At 58.9% G+C, this 23,038-nt stretch carries 18 protein-coding genes and 1 pseudogene; 10 read left to right on the top strand and 9 right to left on the bottom strand.

The window, feature by feature from the left end:
• Positions 1 to 15: 15 nt before the first annotated feature.
• From ACOERD_RS24775 to ACOERD_RS24765, 3 genes and pseudogenes are all read right to left on the bottom strand, one after another.
• Entirely contained in the window at positions 16 to 975 is a 960-nt protein-coding gene (locus tag ACOERD_RS24775) for a glucokinase (RefSeq protein ID WP_419740840.1), read from the bottom strand.
• Positions 976 to 1,041: 66 nt separating this feature from the next.
• Positions 1,042 to 2,343 (bottom strand): annotated as a pseudogene (locus ACOERD_RS24770) (GH1 family beta-glucosidase); the annotation flags it as partial.
• Positions 2,340 to 3,377, bottom strand: coding sequence for a LacI family DNA-binding transcriptional regulator (locus ACOERD_RS24765; protein ID WP_419740822.1), 1,038 nt, complete (start codon positions 3,375 to 3,377; stop codon positions 2,340 to 2,342). The pseudogene ACOERD_RS24770 and the gene ACOERD_RS24765, both read right to left, overlap by 4 nt.
• A gap of 216 nt (positions 3,378 to 3,593) precedes the next feature.
• Here ACOERD_RS24765 and ACOERD_RS24760 point away from each other — a divergent pair, with 216 nt between their 5' ends.
• The 10 genes from ACOERD_RS24760 (at position 3,594) to ACOERD_RS24715 (ending at position 16,233) form a co-directional block, all read left to right on the top strand.
• Entirely contained in the window at positions 3,594 to 4,952 is a 1,359-nt protein-coding gene (locus ACOERD_RS24760; protein ID WP_419740821.1) for an ABC transporter substrate-binding protein, read from the top strand.
• Positions 4,953 to 5,007: 55 nt separating this feature from the next.
• Entirely contained in the window at positions 5,008 to 6,015 is a 1,008-nt protein-coding gene (locus ACOERD_RS24755) for a carbohydrate ABC transporter permease (protein ID WP_170641325.1), read from the top strand.
• A gap of 4 nt (positions 6,016 to 6,019) precedes the next feature.
• Positions 6,020 to 7,168, top strand: coding sequence for a carbohydrate ABC transporter permease (locus ACOERD_RS24750; protein ID WP_419740820.1), 1,149 nt, complete (start codon positions 6,020 to 6,022; stop codon positions 7,166 to 7,168).
• Positions 7,169 to 7,177: 9 nt separating this feature from the next.
• Positions 7,178 to 8,833 (top strand): alpha-amylase family glycosyl hydrolase, encoded by a 1,656-nt coding sequence (locus ACOERD_RS24745; RefSeq protein ID WP_419740819.1) that lies wholly within the window; start codon positions 7,178 to 7,180, stop codon positions 8,831 to 8,833.
• A gap of 3 nt (positions 8,834 to 8,836) precedes the next feature.
• Complete coding sequence (locus tag ACOERD_RS24740; protein WP_419740818.1) at positions 8,837 to 9,919, top strand: ABC transporter ATP-binding protein; 1,083 nt, start codon at positions 8,837 to 8,839, stop codon at positions 9,917 to 9,919.
• A gap of 79 nt (positions 9,920 to 9,998) precedes the next feature.
• Entirely contained in the window at positions 9,999 to 10,745 is a 747-nt protein-coding gene (locus ACOERD_RS24735) for a sugar phosphate isomerase/epimerase family protein (RefSeq protein WP_419740817.1), read from the top strand.
• Complete coding sequence (locus ACOERD_RS24730; protein WP_419740816.1) at positions 10,746 to 11,786, top strand: LacI family transcriptional regulator; 1,041 nt, start codon at positions 10,746 to 10,748, stop codon at positions 11,784 to 11,786.
• Between the two features lie 27 nt (positions 11,787 to 11,813).
• Entirely contained in the window at positions 11,814 to 12,563 is a 750-nt protein-coding gene (locus ACOERD_RS24725) for a basic amino acid ABC transporter substrate-binding protein (protein ID WP_419740815.1), read from the top strand.
• Between the two features lie 65 nt (positions 12,564 to 12,628).
• A complete protein-coding gene (locus ACOERD_RS24720; RefSeq protein ID WP_419740814.1) occupies positions 12,629 to 14,275 on the top strand; it encodes an amino acid ABC transporter permease in 1,647 nt (548 codons plus the stop codon).
• Positions 14,272 to 16,233: a beta-galactosidase gene (locus ACOERD_RS24715; protein WP_419740813.1), complete on the top strand. Its 1,962-nt coding sequence runs from the start codon at positions 14,272 to 14,274 to the stop codon at positions 16,231 to 16,233. The genes ACOERD_RS24720 and ACOERD_RS24715 overlap by 4 nt, the downstream gene beginning before the upstream one ends.
• A gap of 10 nt (positions 16,234 to 16,243) precedes the next feature.
• On the opposite strand, the gene ACOERD_RS24710 is transcribed toward ACOERD_RS24715, so the two are convergent.
• The 6 genes from ACOERD_RS24710 to ACOERD_RS24685 are packed head-to-tail and all read right to left on the bottom strand — an operon-like array spanning position 16,244 to position 22,987.
• Positions 16,244 to 18,160, bottom strand: coding sequence for a beta-galactosidase (locus ACOERD_RS24710; protein WP_419740812.1), 1,917 nt, complete (start codon positions 18,158 to 18,160; stop codon positions 16,244 to 16,246).
• Positions 18,157 to 19,017: an SMP-30/gluconolactonase/LRE family protein gene (locus ACOERD_RS24705; RefSeq protein WP_419740811.1), complete on the bottom strand. Its 861-nt coding sequence runs from the start codon at positions 19,015 to 19,017 to the stop codon at positions 18,157 to 18,159. Before ACOERD_RS24705 ends, ACOERD_RS24710 begins: the two co-directional genes overlap by 4 nt.
• The gene (locus tag ACOERD_RS24700) at positions 19,014 to 19,619 is read right to left on the bottom strand and encodes a 2-dehydro-3-deoxy-6-phosphogalactonate aldolase (protein WP_170555107.1); all 606 of its coding nucleotides are present in this window, start codon (positions 19,617 to 19,619) and stop codon (positions 19,014 to 19,016) included. The genes ACOERD_RS24705 and ACOERD_RS24700 overlap by 4 nt, the downstream gene beginning before the upstream one ends.
• Positions 19,616 to 20,509: a 2-dehydro-3-deoxygalactonokinase gene (locus ACOERD_RS24695; RefSeq protein ID WP_419740810.1), complete on the bottom strand. Its 894-nt coding sequence runs from the start codon at positions 20,507 to 20,509 to the stop codon at positions 19,616 to 19,618. Before ACOERD_RS24695 ends, ACOERD_RS24700 begins: the two co-directional genes overlap by 4 nt.
• A gap of 4 nt (positions 20,510 to 20,513) precedes the next feature.
• Complete coding sequence (locus tag ACOERD_RS24690) at positions 20,514 to 21,278, bottom strand: SDR family NAD(P)-dependent oxidoreductase (RefSeq protein ID WP_419740809.1); 765 nt, start codon at positions 21,276 to 21,278, stop codon at positions 20,514 to 20,516.
• Positions 21,278 to 22,987: an IlvD/Edd family dehydratase gene (locus ACOERD_RS24685; protein ID WP_419740808.1), complete on the bottom strand. Its 1,710-nt coding sequence runs from the start codon at positions 22,985 to 22,987 to the stop codon at positions 21,278 to 21,280. The genes ACOERD_RS24690 and ACOERD_RS24685 overlap by 1 nt, the downstream gene beginning before the upstream one ends.
• Positions 22,988 to 23,038: the final 51 nt, after the last annotated feature.

Genomic DNA, 23,038 nt, shown 5'->3' with positions numbered 1-23,038 from the left:
CCAAAATACGCTCAGTTATCGCTGAAGCGCATTTTTGCAGAAGTTGTTAGCGCCAACAATGCCAAATTCGGCTTGTTCCGAGATATAAAGGTTCATCGACTGCCGCAACTCGCTAAAACGTCCGCCTGCATTGAACGCGTTGCGGAAGGTTTCGCCAAACATCCAGCGGTTTTTCTCGGCTACGCCACCAACAAGGAACACACCACCGGCAGGCATCATTGTGACGGCCATGTCACCCATCAACGCACCCAGATGGCCAATGATCAATTCTGCAGTGCGAACCGCGATCGGGTCACTGCCGTCACGTGCGTCCTGCAGAATATCTCGGGCGGTGCGAACCGGAGGCTGAGCCTGCCCAGCCGCCATGCCTGCGGCCTGATACAGGATAGGCAAGCCGGTTCCGCTGAGGAACATCTCAGCCTCAAGCACGAGGCTGTTGTCGAAAAAGCATTCGGGTGCCAGATGGCGCGCGGCGTCGAAGATATCGACTTCATCCCGCGCGCGCGGAGACAGGCCAACATGGCCGCCTTCGCCTGACACGGTGTGGAAATGCCCTTCCGAATAGAGCAGCGCGCCGACACCCAAACCGGTTCCAGGCCCGACGACCAATCGCGTACCCATCGGCGGAGTGGCAGAACCTTGCAGGACGGATACGTCAGCCTCTGTCACTTCGGCCACGGACCACGCTGCAGCCGTAAAGTCATTGATCACGTAGGTGTTGGTGGCCCCCGTCGCCTTGGCCAGAGCGTCCTCGGACAGGTCCAAATTCGCGTTGGTCAGTTGGATGCGCCCGTCGCGCACCGGTCCGGCTCCGGCCGCGACCACGGCTTGGGGCGCGGTGCCAATTTCATCGCGGATATGATGCAACGCGTCCAGCAGATCGGGCAGGGTGCCCGTCGGGTGTTTGTGCAATGCGGTCAGCTTACCATCGGAGACAACGCCCAGACGCGTATTCGTTCCGCCGATATCGGCCACCAATGTCCAATGTGGGCGCAAAGACCCGGACGGCTGGCGATAGGCCTGCCGGTCGGCGGCGCCCTCGGAAAGTGCGGCCTTTACCGCCGCGAAGGAGGCTTTGGGCCTGCGGTCCAGCGTTTCAAAATCCACGTCTACCAATCCAAACCGTTTTTCATAGCCATAGGCCCATTCGTAGTTGTCCAGCAAAGACCAGATGAAATAGCCCTTTACAGGCACATCTGCGGCCAAAGCCTGTTGAACCGCCGTCAAGTGAGAGTCCAGATAGGCGATACGCTCATCATCCTGCTGGCGCTCGGCGCTCGCCATGCCGTTCTCTGTAACATAGATAGGAAGATCACCGGTATAGTCTTCTGCGGTCCTTTTCAGAAATCGGGTCAGGGCGTCGGGGTCTATTTCCCAACCCATCTGGGTCTTGGGCAAAGGGCCGGGTACTTCGGTCAGGCTTGGCCATGCACTGTCTGCCGAGGTAATCAGCTTGCGGGTATAGTAGTTCAAGCCGCACCAATCGACCGGTGCCCCGATTGTGTCGAAATCATTTTGCCAACCCGCGGGCAAATGAGGCTCCAGCCCCTCCAGCACGTTTTCGGGATAGGCTTTTTTAAACACACCGCCCAAAAAGAACCGGTTGTAGATCCCGTCATAGAGCGCGGCCGCGTGCTGTGCAGCCGCGCTATCATCCGCAGGCTCCGCCCATTCTAGGTTGAAGACAGCGCCCAGATTGGACATGCCTAGGCTGCGCATTGTTTGAATAGCGCTGCCATGGGCCAGAAGAACATGGTGCATCGCGCGTGCAGCCGCGCGAATATCGCGCAAGCCCGGTGCGTGGTGGCCTTCGAAATGGCTGAGCCAGCTGACGCACCACGGCTCATTGATCGGCGCGACCGAATACATGCGGTCTCCGATACGGCCCATGATCACTTGGGTGAAATCGGCGAACCACCCGGCGATATCCCGATTGCGCCAGCCCCCCAGATCGGCAAGTGCCGAAGGTAGCTCCCAGTGGTAGAGCGTCGCACAGGGGCGGATGCCACGTTCAAGCAGCGCGTCGGCTAGGCGGTCGTAGTAGTCCAGCCCGGCTTGGTTTACATGCCCCCGACCTTCGGGCAGCACACGCGCCCAGCTGGTCGAAAAGCGATAGCAGTCAAACCCTGCATCCTGAACCAGATCAAAGTCTTGTTCGAACCGGTTCAACTGATCGCAGGCGAGTGCGCCGTTTTCCGCGCCGACGACATTGCCGGGGGTGGCCGCGAAACTGTCCCAATGCGTCCGACCCGCACCGCCTTGAGCGTGGCCTTCGATCTGGTAGGCGGATGTTGCGACGCCGAATAGAAAATCGTCGGGGAAGTCGTTGCGTTTATATTTCATCGTCGAACCCCACTGGGTGCAGGCCCGGTTGATCGCCCGACGACCAACTCGGCCTCAAGCAACCTCGTATGTACCGGCGCACCCGGAGACTTGATCCGCTGGATCAGCATCTCGGCCGCCATTTCCCCGGCGTCCCGGACCGACGATCGCGTTGCGGTGAAGATCGGCACATCCTGTCCGTTTTTCAAATAGGAAAGATCATCGTCATGGGCAATGACCGAAATATTCTGCCCCATCTGCAGCCCGGCTTCTTCCAGCGCGCGGCGCACACCAATGGCTGTGATCATCGACGAGGCTAGAATCGCGGTCGGAGGCTCCTTGATCTGCAGCATCTGATGGGTTTCCCGGTGGCCATAAACTTCAGTCATTTCGGCGCTGCGCATCAAGGCAGCATCCGGCGTCAAGCCGGCCTGCTGCAGAGCGTCCAGATATCCGGCGCGACGGCGTTGGGCAAAGTCCATATCCTCCAGCCCGTTGATCAGGGCGATGCGACGGTGGCCCAAATCAATCAGAAACTGCGTCGCGCGCTGGAACGAACTTTTGTTGTTCACATCAATCCAGTCATATTCAGCCTGCACACCGGTTGAGCGGCCATGAACGATGAACGGCACCGCCATCCGCGTCAAAACCTCGATCCTTGGCTCGTTGACCTTTGGGCCTTGAAGCACGACACCGTCGACCGCTCCGCGTTGAAATAGATTGCGATAGGCCGCCTCGATCGAGGTGTCATCGGCGTTAGCAAACATCATGTCATAGCCGTGCTCGGCATAGGTTTTCGACGCTCCGGCGACGAAATCGCCGAAGATCGGGTTCACCATTTCATGCCTTGATGAGCTGGGGATGACGTGACCGATGACCATGGACTTGCCCGTTGCCAACCCCTTGGCGCGACTGTTGGGGCGGTAGCCATGTTTGGCAGCTGCAGCCTCGACCCTCAGGCGCGTTTCAGCGTTGACCTCAGGGTAGCCGTTCAGTGCCCGGCTGACCGTAGTTTGCGAAAGACCCAGTGTTTCAGAGAGCTGTTTGAGGTTCATAGGTAGTCAAAGCGCCTTCAAATCGAAGGCTTTACTGGTGAGGTCCTGTTTTGTGCGCCTGTCAACCTGTTGTGATAACAGACAAGCATGTTTTTCTGACTTATTCGAAAATACGACTCATTGACAGAGTAAAAATGTTAGCGGATAACAATATTCATTCAAAGCGCTTTGAGAAACGTGAAGCGAAGGCGCTGGAGAGTATTGGGAGGAGATTTCATGAAACGCACGCTGTACGCAGGTGTGGCCACGTTTGCCCTGACTGCCGGGGCTGTTCACGCACAGGGTCAAATGATCCACCCTGTTGGAGAGGGTGGCTTTGACTGGGACGGGTTCCAGGCCTTTGCAGACGCTCATGATCTGAGCGGTCAGGACCTGACTATTTTCGGCCCCTGGCTTGCGGGTGAAGGGCAGTCCTTCGAAAATCTGGTCGCCTATTTCGATGAGGCAACAGGCGCAAATTCCAGCTATGTCGGTTCGGACTCGCTGGAACAGCAGATTTTGATCGACGCAGCAGCCGGATCAGCGCCAAACCTGACGGTTTTCCCACAGCCTGGCCTCGCGGCGAACATGGCCAAGAACGGCTATCTGACACCGCTTGCCGAAGGATCGGCAGACTGGATAAAGAACAATTTCGCCGCCGGTCAGTCCTGGGTCGATCTGGGAACTTTTGAGAACGCAGACGGAGCCAAAGATTTTTACGGCTTCTTCTTCAACGTGAACGTGAAGTCTCTGGTCTGGTACATCCCCGAGAATTTCGAGGACTTCGGCTATGAGGTTCCGGAGACCATGGAAGAGTTCAAAGCGCTTATGGATCAGATGGTCGAAGACGGTGAGACGCCGCTCTGCGTCGGCCTCGCGTCCGGTGGCGCGACCGGTTGGCCCGCCACGGATTGGGTTGAGGACCTGATGCTGCGCACGCAATCGCCAGAGGTTTACGACCAGTGGGTGTCGAATGAGATGAAGTTCGACGACCCGCGCGTGATTGCCGCGATCGAGGAATATGGCAGCTTTACCCGCAATGATGACTATGTGGTTGGGAACGCGGATGACACGGCTGCGATCGATTTCCGCGACAGCCCCAAAGGTCTGTTCGACAGCCCGCCTGCCTGCATGATGCACCGCCAGGCCTCGTTCATCCCGGCCTATTTCCCTGAAGGGACTGAGCTGGGCGTGGATGCCGATTTCTTCTATTTCCCGGCCTATGCCGAGAAGGACCTGGGCACACCGGTTCTGGGCGCGGGCACCCTGTTCACCATCACGAATCCAAGCCCTGCGACTGAAGTGTTCATGGAGTTCCTCAAGACCCCGTTCGCGCATGAGATCATGATGTCTCAGGACGGGTTCCTGACGCCGCATCTGGGGGCAAACCCGGAGAACTACGCCAATGACACGCAGCGCGGTCAGGGTGAGATTCTGACCAACGCGACGACCTTCCGTTTCGATGGGTCCGACCTGATGCCGGGCGCGGTGGGCGCGGGCACCTTCTGGACTGGCATGGTTGACTATTCGTCGGGTGCCAAGGATGCCGCTACGGTCGCGGGTGAAATCCAGTCGTCGTGGGATGCCTCGAAGTAACTGACGTTATGGGGCGGCTATGCGGCTGCCCCGTTTCCAAACCGACGAGGGCATCATGACACCGGCACTTCAGGGCCTGCTGACCATCATCATCGGTGTGTCGGGTTGCGTGGGCTACTTCTACCTCTCGAACCAATTTCTGGACAAAGTCCTGTTCCCGCCGCGCGGGCCGAACGCAGGGCGCAATATCAACCGAGCGAACATGATCCGGCCCTGGCTGTTCCTGTTCCCTGCACTGGCGGCGCTTGGACTCTATCTGGCCTATCCGGTGGTTGAGACGTTGCGCCTGTCCCTCACGGAGCGCGTGCCTGGCGGCGGGTACAGATGGGTTGGTCTGGAGAACTACACCCAGATGGCGGCCGAGCCGAAATTCTGGGAAGCCATGCGCAACAATATGTTCTGGCTGATCGTGGTGCCCGCGATGTCGACCGGTTTTGGTTTGCTCGTGGCGCAGCTGACCGATCGCATCCGCTGGGGCAATTTTGCCAAATCGTTGATCTTCATGCCGATGGCGATTTCCTTCGTGGGGGCCTCGGTGATCTGGAAACTGGTCTATGATGCTCGGCCGGCGGAACAGGATCAGATCGGCATTCTGAACGCCCTCTACATCTTCTTCGGTGGGACTGAACCGCAGACTTGGCTAACCGTTCCGTTCTGGAACAGTTTCTTCCTGATGATCGTTTTGGTTTGGATCCAGACCGGATTTGCCATGGTGATCCTGTCGGCAGCCTTGCGCGGCATCCCTGAAGAAACCGTCGAGGCCGCCATTCTGGACGGGGCCAACCCGTTTCAGATCTTCTTCAAGATCAAAGTGCCTCAGATCAAGACAACCATTTTGGTGGTCTGGACCACGATCACCATCACCGTGCTCAAGGTCTTTGACATCGTCTTTGCCATGACCAACGGCCAGTGGGAGACGCAGGTGCTGGCCAACTACATGTACGACAAGCTGTTCCGCGCCAATGATTGGGGGGTGGGATCAGCCTCGGCCATGGTGATCATGCTGCTGGTCACTCCAATCCTGATCTGGAACGTGCGCAACGCGCGCAAGGAAATGGAGTGAGGCAATGAGCGATATTGCAGGAACCAAACCGGCACTGCGCTGGGTCGTCCATGCCTCGGTTGTTTTTCTGGTGGTGCTTTGGGTGATTCCGACCCTCGGTCTGCTGATCTCATCTTTCCGGACTGCGGATCAGATCTCGGGCAGTGGCTGGTGGCGGTCGATCTTCCCTTCTGAGCAAAACCTGACCCTGCGCAGCGCTGCACCTGATACACAGGTGCTGGAGAACGGCCTCTACGTGATCGAAGGCCAGCTTTTCGGGGACGACGAGCAGGTCAAGATCTCGAACTGGGGTATCAGTGCCCGTGAGGTTGACGCCTTTGTTCCCGGCGACACCGCCGAGCTGCGTCGAGGCGGCACGATCACCGTTGATGCGGACGGCGCCTACAGGATGGAGAACACTGAGGAGTTCACCGGAAATCGAGGCGCCCGCGTGTTCGTAACGGCCGAATTGCCGCCGGAATTCACTTTGGACAACTACCGAAAAGTCCTGTTGGATCAAAGCAGTTCGGACAGTATGGCCAAAGCCTTCTTCAACACGCTGACGGTAACAATTCCCGCGACAATCATCCCGATCCTCGTTGCGGCATTCGCAGCCTATGCACTGGCGTGGATGGAGTTTCCGGGCCGTGCACTGCTGATCGCGGCCGTCGTTGGGCTGTTGGTCGTGCCCTTGCAATTGGCGCTGATCCCGCTTTTGAAGTTTCACCTGAATATCGGTATCGGAAAAGGTTATCTGGGCGTTTGGCTGGCCCATACTGGCTTTGGTATGCCGCTGGCGATTTACCTGCTGCGCAACTACATGGCCGGGTTGCCGCGGGATTTGATCGAGAACGCCCGTGTCGATGGCGCGACGGAGTTTCAGATCTTCACCAAGCTGATCCTGCCACTCAGCTTCCCCGCACTGGCCTCTTTCGCGATCTTTCAGTTTCTGTGGACATGGAACGACCTTCTGGTCGCCAAGGTCTTCCTGATCGATGCGACCGGCCAGACCACCGTTATGACAAACCGCATCGTCGAGCTTTTAGGCACACGAGGCGGCAACTGGGAAATCCTAGCGACGGCGGCCTTCGTGTCGATCTTTGTGCCGCTGGTCGTGTTCTTCGCAATGCAAAAATACCTGGTCCGGGGCCTGTTGGCCGGATCCGTCAAATAGAGGCGTCTGATGAACGTGCAAAACTCCGTAGACCTATCCAACTCAACCAAAGCACCGTCAGACTGGTGGCGGGGCGGAGTGATCTACCAGATCTATCCGCGCAGCTTTCAGGACAGCAATGGCGACGGGATTGGTGACCTGAAAGGGATCACCCAACGGCTCGACTATATCGCCTCGCTCGGCGTCGATGCGATCTGGATTTCGCCTTTCTTCAAGTCGCCGATGAAGGATTTCGGCTATGACGTGAGCGATTATCGTGATGTCGATCCGATGTTCGGCTCGCTTGAGGATTTCCAAGTGCTACTGGGTCAGGCCCACGCAAAGGGTCTGAAAGTGATGATTGATCTGGTGTTGTCTCATACTTCGGATCAACACCCGTGGTTTACCGAGAGCCGTGCTTCAACGGATAATCCGAAGTCCGATTGGTACGTCTGGGCCGACCCCAAACCGGATGGGACGCCGCCGAACAACTGGTTGTCGATTTTTGGGGGGTCTGCCTGGCAGTGGGACCCGCGCCGCCTGCAATACTACTTGCACAACTTTCTGACCTCGCAGCCGGACCTGAACTTCCACTGCGAACGGGTTCAGGACGCGTTGCTGGACGTGGCCCGGTTCTGGCTCGAGATGGGGGTCGATGGCTTTCGTCTGGACACGATCAACTTCTATTTCCACGACAAGCAGTTACGCGATAACCCGGCGCTGCCGGTTGAAGAGCGCAATGCCTCGATTGCGCCCGCGGTGAATCCATATAACCACCAGAATCACCTCTATTCCAAAAGTCAGCCGGAAAACATCGCCTTCCTAGAACGACTGAGGGCGCTGACAAACGAATATGAAGGACGGGCCTGTCTGGGTGAGGTCGGTGACGCGCAACGCGGGCTTGAGATCATGGGGGAATACACCTCGGGTGATGCGCGTATGCACATGTGCTATGCGTTCGAGTTCCTAGAAAAACGAGCCTTGACAGCAGCTTACGCGAAACAGGTGTTCGACCAGCTTCAGGCCAAGGCTGGAGACGCTTGGCCTTGCTGGGCGTTCTCGAACCATGATGTTCAACGCCATGCCTCTCGCTGGGACCTCAGCGATGCAGCAGCGCGCCAGCACGCGGTTCTGATGATGTGCCTGCGCGGTTCGGCTTGTCTGTATCAGGGTGAGGAACTGGGCCTACCCGAGGCCGATGTGCCTTTCGAGCGCTTGCAAGATCCTTATGGCGTTGAGTTCTGGCCGGAGTTCAAAGGCCGCGACGGGTGTCGGACGCCGATGGTCTGGGCAACTCAGGCCGAACAATCGGGCTTTAGCACCGGCGAGCCATGGTTACCTGTCAGCGCCGAGCAGTCCGAACGTGCGGTTGATCGTATGGAGGCGGACGACCAATCCATGCTGCATCACTATCGCCGCGCGATTGCTCTTCGACAAGCGCATCCGGCGCTGGCTGCGGGGGCGCAATCAGAGATGGAGCAAGTCGGCCCCGTCCTCGTTTTCCGCCGCGAAAACGCCCGAGAAGAGGTGTTCTGCGCCTTCAATCTGGGGCGCGAAGTGGGGCAGGTCGATCTGCCCGCCGGCAGCTGGCAGGCGATTGGAGAGGACATTGGCAGTGTCACGGGTGAAGGTTGCGTCACGCTGCAACCTGCCGAATTCTGTCTGATGCGCAGGGACAAGGGGTAAGTCATGTCAGAACTCAAACTCACAGATGTGGCGAAATCCTATGGGCCAGTAGACGTCCTGAAGCACATTGATCTGGATATCGAGCAGGGCGAGTTGATCGTCTTTGTTGGCCCGTCCGGATGCGGAAAATCCACGCTTCTCAGGATGATTGCCGGGTTGGAAAAGATCACCGGCGGCACGCTGGAGATCGAAGGTCAGGTCATGAACGACGTGCCGCCCGCGCAGCGCGGCATCGCGATGGTGTTCCAGTCCTATGCCCTCTATCCGCATTTGACCGTGCGCGAGAATATGTCTTTTGCGCTTAAGATCGCCAAGCGACCCGCCGCAGAGATTGACGCTGCTGTTGAGCGCGCGGCTCAAATTCTGCAATTGGACCCATATCTTGATCGCCTACCCAAAGCCCTTTCTGGCGGTCAGCGCCAGCGCGTCGCGATCGGGCGAGCGATTGTGCGGGACCCCAAGGTCTATCTGTTTGATGAGCCGCTCTCGAATCTCGATGCAGCGCTGCGCGTCGCCACGCGGATTGAGATTGCGCGCCTCAAAGAGGCGATGCCCGACAGCACCATGATCTATGTGACCCATGATCAGGTCGAAGCGATGACCTTGGCCAGCCGCATCGTTGTGCTGGCCAACAAAGGCATTGCCCAGGTTGGCACCCCGCTTGAGTTGTATGAAACTCCGGACAATGAGTTCGTGGCTCAGTTCATCGGGTCGCCTTCGATGAACCTGTTACCCGGAACAATCACGGGCACTGGGCAGATGACGACGATAGCCTTGGAGGGCGGAGGTTCAGCGATTTCCGCGATCCCGACCGGGCCCGAGGATGAAGGCAAGCAGGTAAACATCGGCGTCCGGCCCGAAGATTTCACTTTGACGGATAGCGACCCGATCCTGAGCGGTGAGGTTGATTTCACCGAAGCATTGGGTGAGGTGACTCTGCTCTATTTTGCCAAATCCAACGACGCGGATCAGGTCATCGCCAAACTGCCTGGTATTCAAAGAAACCTTCGCGGGCAGCAGGTTTCGGTCACAGCACGACCGGAAAAAGTGCATCTGTTCCATGACGGCCTGTCTATGCGCAAGTGATTTAGCAAGGCGGCTTCAAGCCGCTTGACAACCAATTCAACCCAGTTCAACCATTATTGAAACGTTTCAATGGTGGGAAATGCGGGTCTCTGCGCAGCTATACACAGTTCGGAATTGCGGGGATCTAAGCGATCAACTGCAATTGGCGGCGGCCTGTGGCTATGCAGATGTCGAAACGACAGGGTTGCACGACCTGACAGCGCCTAAGATGGCCCGGATCGTTGCACATTCCGGCTTGCGGGTCCGTTCGGCGCATTTCGACTGGGAAGAATTCGAAGGGCGTTTACCCGAAATTCAGGACCTTCTGGAACGATTGGAGTGCCCGGTTCCCGTCATGCCTTGGCTGGCACCAGAGGCGCGGCCCGACACTGCCGAGGGATGGAAGGCTGTGTCGGGCCAGTTATCACAATTGGCTGCGCAACTGTCAGGCTCGGGCGTTCGGCTGGCCTATCACAACCACGATTTCGACCTGGTCGGGTACCCCTCGCAGACGCCGTTGGAGATGATCCTGGAGACAGGGAACGTCTATTGGCAGCCCGATATCGGTTGGCTGGGGGCGGCCTACCTGGACCCGGTTGAGATGATTGAGCGCTATGCCGACCGTGTGGTTTCGGTCCATGCTAAGGACGTGGATCCCAGCCAAAAGGGCGACGCTAGGTGGCGGGATTTAGGGCAGGGCGACATAGACTGGAGCCCGGTTCTTGACGCTCTGGATCGCACCGCCTGTTCGGATCTGTTCGTTGAACATGACGAGCCTCCTAGCCCGGCAAAGACTCTGACAACAGGAAGGCGCTTTCTGACCGATCTTTTGAAAGGTCGTATCTAGATGGCCCGCGCAACGATCAAGTCTATCGCCAAGCAGACAGGCTACTCCGTCGGGACCGTATCCAATGCGTTGCGCGGGGAGGACTCGGTCAAACGCGAAACCCGTGAAGAGATACAGAAAGTGGCCGTGGAGCAGGGTTACAAAGTAAACCTTGCCGGGCTGAAATTGCGCACGAACAAGTCCTACCGGATCGCGGTACTGGTGGGCGTCTCCGCCGACGCAACCGAGGAGTGGGAGGGTGTCGAGTTCACCCGAATTGTGGCTGGCATCTCAACCGCTTTGCAGGGGTCACGCTATGAGCTGAGCGTGTGCAGTGTGGCTGATCTGGACGACGCGATGGCCGCCCTTCGCACGATCGTACAGGAACGCTCGGCGGATGGGGTGATCTTTTCGGGCACCCGACGAAACGACCCGCGTATCGCCTATCTACAAAGTCAGAACTTCCCCTTTGTAACCTATGGCATGAGCGACAGTTCTGAACCTCATCCCTATGTCGATTTCGACAGCGAAAGCGCGGCACGTGACGCCACAGAGCGATTGTTGCGTTTGGGTCATCGACAAATTGCCCTTATAAACCCACCTGCCGAATTAGTGTACGCCGGGCAGCGTCAGACTGGTTTTACCGCCGCGCTACAGACTGCGGGCGTGCCCGTTCAACCCGATCTGATCTACAACGGCCCCACAACGGCGCAAAGCGGCCAAGAGGCTTTTCGCAGCCTCATGCAGCGCAAAGACCGCCCGACCGGTATCATCTGCGCCAACGAGGCGATGACGCTGGGCGTTTTGTCGGCCGCCGCCGAAGATGGCATCAGAGTCGGGCGCGATGTTGTGGTCATTTCGACCGATGACCTCCAACTCAGTAGGTATTTCGTGCCCGCACCTAGTGCCTATTACGTGCCGATCGACGAGACCAGCCGGTTGCTGGGCGCGTTCATGTTAAAATCATTGGACGGGGTCGATCCGTCCGAAATTCAAAAGAAGATCAGGGCCACGTTAATCGAGCGGCAACCTGACACACCTCCGCCGAACCCGGCGATCTGACCTGACCCAACAAAGGAGAAACCGAACATGTTCAAACATCTACTTGCCGCTGCAGCCGTTGCCACGATGACGGTCCCGGCCGCTTTTGCCGCCGATTTGGAAGGACGCGTACTGAAGATCGGAACAGATGCAACCTATCCGCCGATGGAGACCGTCGATGAGACAACGGGCGAGATCGTGGGCTTTGACGTCGACGTGATGAACGCCATTTGCGAACGCGTGAACTGCGTGCCGAATTTCGTCAACACCGCGTGGGACGGCATCTTCGCAGCCCTTCAGCAAGGTGAGTTCGATCTGGTCATCTCGGGCGTGTCGATCACGCCGGAACGGGAAGAGACCATGGATTTCTCAGAGCCATATATTGTGGTCAGCCAGGCCATCCTGTTGCAAGTCGACAAGGGCGACACGACCTTGGATGACTTCAAGGCCGGAGGTCTGAAACTGGCCGCTCAAACCGGAACAACCAACGCGCAGTTGGCGGAAGAGCTGGTCGGGCGCGAGAATGTCAGCCTCTATGACAACTTCTCTGCCGCCATTCTGGCGTTGCAGAACGCTGACGTCGAAGGCGTGATCATCGACGGAACTTCGGCCACCGCGTATGAGCAGGAGTTCGCGGGCGAGTTAACCGTGGGCATTACCGGCCTGCAATCCGACCCTCTGGGCATCGTGTTTCAGGAAGGTGATCCGACCGTCGATGCGATCAACGAAGGTCTGGCCGCAATTCAGCAAGACGGCACTTTGGATGAGCTGAAAGCCAAATACTGGGGCACCAACTGATCCTTTGAACCCCTTCCAGCCCCGGCGGTTTCTGCCGCCGGGGCTTTGACTTAGCGGAGAACCCCATGTCGCGCCTCAGCTCGATCCGCCCGAGCAACCTCGTGTTGCTCGCAGCCGCGCCGTTTATCATCTATCTGTTTGCCACCTCGTCAAAATACTTGCGATCTCTGGTCGCCATTCTGGGGATCGGCAACGACGCTGGGCCGATTTTCGTGGGGTTCCTACTGGTCCTTGCGACGGCGATCCTCGGCTATCTTTGCGCACGGCACACCCGGTTCGAAGCGCAAGCGCCCGCATGGCTTCGCATTTCCGCTTTGGCGGCGTTTCCGGCGGCTGTTGCCCTGTCCATTCTGGCTTTTGTTGCCCCGCATGTCCTGATGCCCTTCGCCGAGTCTGTTTTTTTTCACGCGCTCAGCGAGAACACCTCGACCCTGATTGATCGGACCAACCAGACGTGGGTTTTGTTTCCCGAAGTGGTGGCACAAATTCAGAGCCGCCTGCAGTTCCTTCTGGCGGTCTATGCTGTGATCATCGCGTTGTGCCTGATCTCTGGTCGTTTGACGAAACCTTTGCGCGGGCGCGTGCAGCTTGGGTTCGAAATTCTGACGGGCGCCGCGCTGTTCTACCTGATGTTCATGGCCCATTGGCAATTCGCAACAGGCGTCGCCATCACGTTCCGCGCGGCGATCTTTGCCTATATCTTCGCCGCGATCCTTGGTCTGATCTGGGTCGGGCTTCAGTCATTCAAGCCAAAGGCCCGGACGACGATGGTCTATGGCGCGATCAGTCTGGCGTTGCTTGCGGTGTCCACCTTTTTCTTCATGCAGCCCAAGGTCAGCTATGTCCTTGTCGGCAATACTGAGGGCCGTATTGCCATCGTACGCGGCACCCCTCAGGCGCAGGCCGATGTGATCCGCTTCGGCGAATTCGAAGGCGGCGGCGATCAGCAAATCCGAATCCGGAGCGCCCCGGACGCCGCATCCGCGATTGAGCAGATTGAGACCGTCGACAGCGTCTCGGGCGCGTTTGTTCCGGTTGAGGCCCACTCGCAGGGCTATCCCGTGATCTGGCAGACCAGCTTTCTGCCGGACAAGTTTCGAAATCCGGGGCTGGCTTTTGCCGTTTTCGGTTTCCTTTTGCTGACACTAACGGTCGGTGGGTCCCAGCACAAACTGCATCCGCTTGCGGTCGGGGCCGAGTTTTTCGTGGACACGATCCGAGGCATTCCGATGCTGGTAATCATCCTCTATATCGGCCTTCCTCTGGCGGGCGCGGTCAAGGATGCCACCGGTGGCGGGATTGATATGACCAACATGACCCGCGGGATCATCGCCATTTCGGTTGGGTATTCCGCCTATATGGCCGAGATCTTCCGATCCGGCATCGAAGCCATACCCAAAGGCCAGCTCGAGGCTGGCAGCTCGCTGGGCCTGTCACGCTGGCAGACCGCGCGGTTGATCGTGCTGCCGCAGGCCCTGCGGATCGTGACACCGCCCTTGGGCAATGAGTTCATCGCGATGATCAAAGACACCTCGCTGCTGTCGATCCTGTCTGTGCGCGACATGACCCAACGCATGCGCGAGTTCCAGGCCTCTAGCTTCCTGCCGTTTGCGCCCTTCAACACGGCGGCGATTCTCTATGTCGTGATCACTTTGGGCTGCGCCAGCTTCCTGAAATGGATCGAACGGCGAACCGCGAAGGACACCAGATGAGCAAACTTGAACTGGGGGTTTGCTATTACCCCGAACAATGGGACCCGTCCCAATGGCAGGACGATGCCGCGCGTATGGTCGACATGGGCCTCGATTGGGTGCGGATTGCCGAGTTCACCTGGGGCCTGATCGAGCCCCGGCGCGGTCATTTCGAATGGGGTTGGCTGGATGAGGTCATCGGGATTTTGGGTGAGGCCGGCCTGCGGGTCATGATGTCTACGCCAACGGCTTCGCCGCCAAAGTGGCTGATCGACGAGTATCCAGAGATTTTGCCCGTCGGCCCCGACGGTCGTGTGCGCGGTTTTGGATCGCGACGGCACTATTGCTTCTCCAGCGATGTCTACCTTGAAGAGTCCAAACGGATCGCCACCGAATATGCCCAGCGCTATGGGCAAAACTCGCATGTTCACGCGTGGCAGATCGACAATGAATACAATGACCACGACACCGTCCTCAGCTACTCGGACGCGGCTCGCAATGGGTTTCGCCGATGGCTGCAAGAGAGCTATGGCACGATCGAGGAGTTGAACCAGAGATGGGGTACGGTTTTCTGGAGCACGCAATACGCGAGCTTTGACCAGATTGAGCTGCCAAACGGATTGGTCGCGGCCGCGAACCCGACGCAATCTCTGGATTTTGCGCGTTATTCCTCGGACCGGGTCCGGCTGTTCAACAAAGCTCAGGTAGATATTCTGCGCAGGCATTCTCCGGGCCGGGACATCACGCATAACTTCATGGCGGGCAGTTTCGAGTATGATCACCACGCGGTGGCCGCCGATCTGGATATCGTAGGCTTCGACAGCTACCCGCTGGGCAATCTGCTGGTATCATCCCTGTCTGATCAGGACAAGCATCACTATCTGCGGACAGGGGCGCCTGATTATCAGGGGTTTCACTGCGATCTCTATCGTTCGCAGGGACGCGGTCGCATGTGGGTATTAGAGCAGCAACCAGGTCCCGTCGATTGGGCAGAAAAGAACCCTTCGCCCGCAGATGGGATGGTGCGGTTGTGGACTTGGGCAGCCTATGCCCATGGCGCGCAGGCGGTGATGTTCTTTCGCTGGCGGCAGGCGAGGTTCGCTCAGGAGCAGTTCCACACTGCGCTTTTACGGTCGGATGGCAGTCCGGATCAGGCAGCTGTTGAGCTGGCGCAGGTGGTGAAGGATCGCGCGGCTTTGCCGCCTGCCAAAAGGCAGAAGGCCCAAGTTGCAATGCTGATCGACTATACGTCGATCTGGGCGGCGGATATCCTGCCGCATGACGATGCATTTCCCAATACGAACATCCTGCGAGACTGGTACGCGGGTTTGCGCGGTTTCGGCGTCGATCTGGATTTTGTCGGGTCTGAGGATGACCTGAATGGCTATGCCGTGATCGTTTTGCCGCAGAACATGATTGTCAGCGACGACTTGGCCTCTAGGCTACAGGCGACATCAGCAAAACTGTTGATCGGGGCGCGGTCGGGCAGCAAGACGCCAGATATGCACAGCCCGGATAGCCTAGCGCCGGGGGTGTTGAGCGATTTGACAGGTGTTCGCGTTTTGAGGGTCGAGTCTTTGCCCGATCTTGCCGACGAATCCGTGCAGTTGGGCGACCAAAATCCGCTGCCCTTCACAGGTTGGCGCGAAATTGTCGAGACAAGCGATGAAGTTATCGGCCATTTCGTCAGCCGATATCAGAATGGCAGTCCGGCGGTCATTCGCGCGGACCGGACGACCTATCTTGCGATGGTCCCGAGCGGCGCGTTGTTGCTGGACATCTTACGCGACGTGTTGGATTGGGCTGGGCTGGAGGTCGCCGAAACGCATAAGGATTTGCGGCTGACCCAACGTGGGGACCTGCGCTTTGCCTTCAATTTCGGCGATCAAGACCAACCGCTGCCTGTGAACTCAAAGCGCTCGCTTCTGGTCGGAGAAGACCCGGTAGCCCCGCACAGCCTTGCAATTTGGACGGAATAGCGCGCCCGTATCAAACCTCCGAGGACGCGCTGTTTTCGAGGATTGCAACGTCGCAGCCCGCAATGGCGTACCCGTTCCATTCAACTGGATCGGCATTGTAATTGATCAGGAACGTATGCTCGGCCGTTTCCCGGAGCCGCAAGCCCTCGGCCATCGGCTGCAGGGTTAGACCGGTGTGGTGCGCCGCCAGACCGATGAGACGATCCCAGAGCGTCTCGTCTGGGAAACCCGCCAGATACCAAACGCCATCCCCCGTTTTCACGGCCGGAGTCCCATCTTCAAATCGCAAGAGGTCCGCGCCGTCTCCGGACAGACGGTCGATCCAGTGCTGCGCCGCGCCGCCTCCTACCACCGGTCGTTTGACACTCGGCGGCAGGGTTTCAACCAGATCGACATGGCAATCGACGCCATCAAGGCCGGGGCGACCCGACAGAGGGATCTGGAAATCGCGGGTGATTGCGCCGCTGCGCGGGCCAAGTATGGCAAGCTCGCAGGCCTCTGCCAAACGTGTTTCCAACTCGGCATCGATAGTGGCTAGACCCGGCGCAAGGATCACCGCGTAACCTTTCGGCAGGTCCTGAGGTGAAACGATGTCCACCGAAAGCCCGGCGCGACGCAGAGCGCGATAGGCCGAGAATACCAGCCGGAAATAGTCAAAACCTGCGCCCTGCGGCTGCGCGGTCCACGCCCAATCCGAGGCATAGTCGAACAGGATCGCAACCTGCGCCTGTTTCTGGTGAACCGGACCGATGGCCTTCAATTCATCCGCCGTCTGGCGCGCCTCGGCCAGACCGGGGGCCGCGCGGCTGTCTGCTGTCAGCAATCCGGCGTGCATCTGCTCTTGCGCAAAGGGCGCTTGGCGCCAGCGGAAATAGCTCACCACCTCGGCCCCGTGGGCCACGGCCTCAAGCGACCACAGCCGGACCATGCCGGGCAGGGGGGCGGGGTTGTAAGGGGCCCAGTTCACAGGGCCGGGCTGTTGTTCCATCACCCACCAACGACCACCGCCAACCGCGCGATAGAGATCGTGGTGAAAGCCCTGCATATCCGGATCGCCCTGTTGCAGGAATTTGGCCTTGTGTTCGGCGTCATCTTCCAATCGGTCGGACAAGAAGCCGATCGGATAGCTGTCCCAGGTGGCGATATCGAGGTCCGCACCGACGTCGAAATGGTCGAACTCAAGCACACGTCCCATGTAGTTATGCGACAGCGGCGCATCGGTCAGCGGGCGCAATACATTGGCCTGAGCCTTGTTGAAGGCCACCACCTGATCCGAGCTGAAGCGTCGTAAGGCCAGAACATGGGCCGGGTTCGGCTCGGTCACAGTCAGGTTTGGCAGGTCGATTTGGTCAAAGTGTTCGTATTCCATCGACCAGAACACATTGCCCCAAGCCTCGTTCAGGACGTCGATGCTGCCATATTGATCCGCCAGCCAAAGACGAAACGCCTTTAGCGCCGGGGCGCTGTAGCTGATCGTGGTGTCGTGGCAACCGTATTCATTGTCGATTTGCCAGGCGGCGACGTGTGGATTGCGGCCATAACGTTCGCCAAAGATCCGGGCGATGCGGACGCACTCGTCGACATAGCCCGCATGGCTGAAGCAATAGTGCCGACGCGACCCGAATTTACGCGGCTGACCTTGGGCGTCGACGGCCAGCATATCGGGGTGTTTGTCCAGCATCCAGCGCGGAGGCGTCGCTGTGGGTGTCCCCATAACCACCTTCAAACCGGCCGATCCCAATACCTCGACCGCGCGATCAAGCCAGTCGAATTGCAGATCTCCGGGCGAGGGTTCCAACCGGCTCCAGGCGAATTCGCCGATGCGTACCCAGCTCAGGCCTGTTTCGACCATGCGCGCGGCATCTTCGGCCCAAACAGCCTCGGGCCAGTGTTCGGGGTAATAGCAAACGCCAAGTTCGGGGGTCATAGAAGGACTCTGTGTTCCGGTTGACCGTGGCCTGCGTTCGGCTCGGCAAAGGTCATTCCGTTCGTGGGTTGTGTTTCAAGCGTTTCCGCGCTCAGCCCTTGGCGGGCGGTTGTGCAGAGCAGCGTCGTCAGGTCGTCTCCGCCAAAGGCGGGGCAGGATGTATGGGCGGCGTCAATGGTGACTGCGCACAGGAACTGGCCCGCCGGATCATAGGCCGCGACCCGGCTCGCGCCCCATTGAGCGACCCAGACGTTCCCGGCGGTATCAACCACCGCACCATCCGGGTTCAAACCGTCTTCGTTCAGATCCAGAAAGACCGAAGACTCCCCTTCGGGCCAGCCGGTCTCGGCGTTCAGGCCCCACCGCATCACCTGTCGTGTTGCGGTGTCAGCGTAGTAGGCGCAGGACCGGTCCGGAGCGAAACAGATCGCGTTTGAGATGGTGATACCCGGCACCAGACGGCGCAACTCGCCCTTGTAGTACCGGTAGATTGAACCAGCACCAGGTTCCGCGCTTTTGCCCATCGTCCCGATCCAGAACCCGCCCCACGGATCGGCGCGGCCGTCATTCGAGCGGGTGACAGGATTGTCAGCCTCCAGCGGGGCAACCAGTGATTTCTCACCCGTTGTGAGCGAAAATCTCCACAAACCGCTTTCTGAGGCCATCAGCAGACTATCGCGGTCCACCCAGCCTGCGGCCGAGACATATTCGTCGAAATCCCAGCTTTTCTGCGCCTCACCCTCACGGGTCAGAAGGCGTTTACCGAGAATGTCGAACCAGAACAACTGCTTGCGCTCGGGATGCCATAGGGGACCTTCGCCCAGCATACATGGGCGATCGTCAAAAGTGACGCTCATGCAACGGCCTCGTCATAGGCCGCTACGATCCGGATGGCGCGTTCCGAGATTTCCGCGATCTCCATGTCCGGTTTGAACAGGGCCGAACCGATGCCGAAGCCGTCAGCGCTGGCTGCGATCCATTCGTCGAAGTTGTCTGTACCCGCGCCGCCAACCGCGAAGACCTGCGTGCCAGCCGGCAAGACCGCCCGCAACGCTGACAGACCTGCGGGGCCTGCCAAAGATCCGGGGAACAGCTTCAAACCGGTTGCACCCGCTTTGAGGGCCGAAAAGGCCTCGGTCGGGGTGAAGATGCCCGGCCAGGATTGCAGCCCCAGTTCACGGCTGCGCCGGATCACATCAGGATCGGCATTGGGTGAGACAATCAGCTTGCCGCCCACATCCCGCACGGCCTCAACCTGCTCAGGGGTCAGCACCGTGCCCGCGCCGATCAGGGCGCGATCGCCGAACGCCTCGACCAGAATCCCGATGCTCTCAAGAGGATCCGGAGAGTTCAGCGGCACCTCGATCCGGTCGATCCCGGTTTCGATCAGAAGTCGACCGACTTTCTCGGCGCTCGAGGGGGTCAAACCTCGCAGAATGGCAATAATAGGGCGGCTCATACTGTTTCTCTTGTCATATTGCGGGCTTTGTTCAGCCCGGCCAGTGTAGATGTGGTGGCGTCGGTCATCTCGACAAACGCGCCTTGCGGTTGCAGCGCTTGCGCGTAGGCGGCCGATAGTCCCTCGGCCCCGATGATCGCGATCTGCTGACCCAGCCAATAGGGTCGTGAGGCTGCAAGTTCGGCCCCAATCAATAGCCCTGACAGACGCGCGCGGGCCGTGCTGCCGTCCTGCCCGTGCAGCAGATCTGTAGCACGCAGACTGAACAGTCGGGCGGCAAGCTGTTCGGGTTTGGACAGAGTATCTTCGACTGCCTCAGCAAATGCGGCCTCATCCCAACCTTCGCTTACCGAGTGTCGAAGGACCGATTGACCGCTCAGCAGGTCGAACAGTTCTCCGGTCATGAATGTGCGGAAGCTGACGACCTCGTTCGCGCTGACCTGCACCCATTTTGTGTGAGTGCCGGGCAAGCAGATTACCCCATCCCAGTTGGGGTGCGTATCCAGAAATCCCGCGATCTGCGTTTCTTCGCCGCGCATCACATCCGGCGGGGACACCTGTTTCAAACCGGGCACGACAAAGGCGCGGATCCGAGGGTCGGTGGCAGGCACGCGGATCGGAACGCCCTGCACAGGCGCGGTTGGAACGGCGGCATAGGGCGCTTCAACCCATCCTTGGCGGGCACCGACCATGCCGCAGGCGACGACGTCCAAAGGGGCACTGCCCAACCAGCCTTCGATCAATGCCAACAGGGCGTCCTCAAATCCGCCCTTGGAGACGCGCGCCATGCCCATGTCTGACTGGGCTTGGTCAATAGGGGTCGGCCCCTCCATCGCCCAGACGCGCAAGTGCGAGGTGCCCCAGTCCGTTGCGATCCATTCTGGTTTCATAACTCTACCCCGTTACCACGACGCCACCATCAGCAACCATGCATTGTCCGGTCATGGCGCGGCTGGCGTCTGAGGCCAGAAATAAGGTGGGTCCGATCATGTCGTCGGGCTTTAGATGTTCTTTCAGGCATTGGCGATCCAAATGTGCCGCCAGATCTTCGGGCGTGGCCCACATGTCCATCTGCTTTTGCGTCAGAACCCAACCGGGGGCCAGCGCGTTGACGCGGATACCTTTCGGCCCAAGCTCACGCGCCAGCGAGCGGGTCATGCCGGTGATCCCTGCGTTCGAGGTCGTGTAGATCGGATAGCCCGCATTGCCCATCATGTAGCTGATCGAACTGAAATTGATGATCGAGCCGCCATTCTCCATCTGCCGCGCGGCTTCCTGACAGGCGAAATAATAGGCTTTGAGGTTCACCTCGATCATCCAGTCCCAGAATTCAGAGGTCGTCTCATCCAGTGAGTGGCGCTGATCGTTGGCGGCGTTGTTGACCAGCACCTTGATCGGTCCATGGGCTTCGGCGGCCTTCTGCATTGTGGCGTGCAACAGTTCCGTGTCGGTCATATCGCCCTGCATGAACAAGGGCGCGCGACCGTGTTTGGTACGCATTTCTTCCACGAATGCGCTTGCATCCGATCGGCCGATGAAGGCCACGTTGGCCCCTTGCGCCATGAACCCGTCGGTCAGCGAAGCGCCAACGCCCGAGCCGCCGCCGGTGATATAGACTGAGGCCCCTTTCAGGTCCTGGAATACAGCAGGTTGGTCCATTAGTGGCTCTCTCTTGTAACGAGGCGTGTGTCTTTGCCGACAAGGAAATCAAGGTCAGCGCCTTGATCGGCTTGCAGCACGTGGTCGATGTAAAGTCGGGCGTAACCGCGCGTGTAATGCGGCGCCTCTGGTTGCCAAGCCGCGCGGCGGGTGTCGAGTTCCGCCTGATCGACCAGCAGTTCAAGCTCTCCCTTACTTGCGGAGACACGGATGCGGTCGCCGGTTTTGACCAGTGCCAATGTGCCACCGGCCTGCGCCTCAGGGCTGATATGCAGGATGACAGTGCCGAAGGCTGTGCCGGACATGCGCGCGTCCGAAAGGCGGATCATGTCGCGCACGCCTTCTTTCACCAGTTTCGCCGGGACCGGCATGTTGCCGACCTCGGGCATGCCGGGATAGCCCTTGGGTCCACACCCTTTAAGAACCAGAATGGTCTCAGGCGTCACAGGCAGGTCTTCGCGGTCGATATTGGCCTTCAGGTCTTCGATGCTTTCGAAAACAAAGGCTTCGGCTTCGGTTTCCAGCAATTCATCCGTCGCTGCCGAGGGTTTCACGATGGCTCCGTTCGGGGCAAGGTTGCCGCGCAGAACGCGCAGACCGGCTGCGGGCTTCACCGGGTCACCGAAGGGCCTGATCACGTCGCGATTGTAGCACTCTGCCCCCTCGTAGTGAGCCGAGATATCTTTGTTCAGAACCGTTTTGGCAGGGCGCAAGAAAGACTTGAGTTCATTCAGCACCGCGGGCACGCCACCGGCATAGCAGAAATCCTCCATCAGGTACTTACCAGACGGCATGCAGTTGACCAGCAAGGGAATCTCAAAGCCGATTTCAAAGTCTTTCAGCGTCAGATCGACACCAACTCGACCCGCCAGCGCTAGCAGGTGGACTACGGCGTTGGTCGAGCCACCCACAGCGGCATTGGCCAGAATGGCATTCTCAAATGCTTCCTTAGTCAGGATGTCCGAGGGTTTGAGGTCTTCGTCTACCATCTCGACAATCCGTTTGCCGGTCAGGTGTGCCAGCGCCATGCGCCGTGCGTCAACGGCGGGCAGGGCGGCGTTGGTGGGCAGGGACATGCCCATCGCTTCGACCAGCGAGGCCATGGTCGAGGCCGTACCCATCGTCATGCAAACCCCGGCGCTGCGCGACATTCCGGATTCAGCGTTCATGAAATCCTGCAGGGTCATCTCGCCCGCACGGACCTCTTCCGAGAACTTCCAGACATCGGTGCCCGATCCGATATCCTTGCCCTTGAACTTGCCGTTCAGCATCGGCCCGGAACTGACCACGATTGAGGGCAGATCGACCGAGGCCGCGCCCATCAGCTGCCCTGGCGTGGTCTTGTCACATCCGCCCAGCAGAACAACGCCGTCAATGCCGTAGGCGCGGATGGATTCCTCAACATCCATGGCCAGCAGATTGCGGAACAGCATGGCGGTGGGCTTCATCTGGGTCTCGCCCAGCGACATGACCGGGAATTCGACCGGGAAGCCCCCAGCCTCCCACACACCGCGCTTCACGCCTTCGGCCAGATCTCGCAAGCCCGAGTTGCAGGGCGTCAGTTCCGACCAGGTGTTGCAGATGCCAATGATGGGTCGCCCATCAAAGGCATGATCGGGGAAGCCTTGGTTTTTCATCCAGGAACGGTGGATGAACCCGTCTTTGTCGAGTTTTCCGTACCAATGCGATGAGCGGCGTTTCTTTGTCATTCTGGCTTTGGTTCTTTAGCTGGCGTTAGAATTGCGGTTCATGAAAAATTG

Source organism: Ruegeria sp. (assembly GCF_965199275.1).
Taxonomy (GTDB): domain Bacteria; phylum Pseudomonadota; class Alphaproteobacteria; order Rhodobacterales; family Rhodobacteraceae; genus Ruegeria.
Note: the sequence above shows the minus strand (reverse complement) of the source record. Positions and strands in the feature narration are given on the sequence as shown.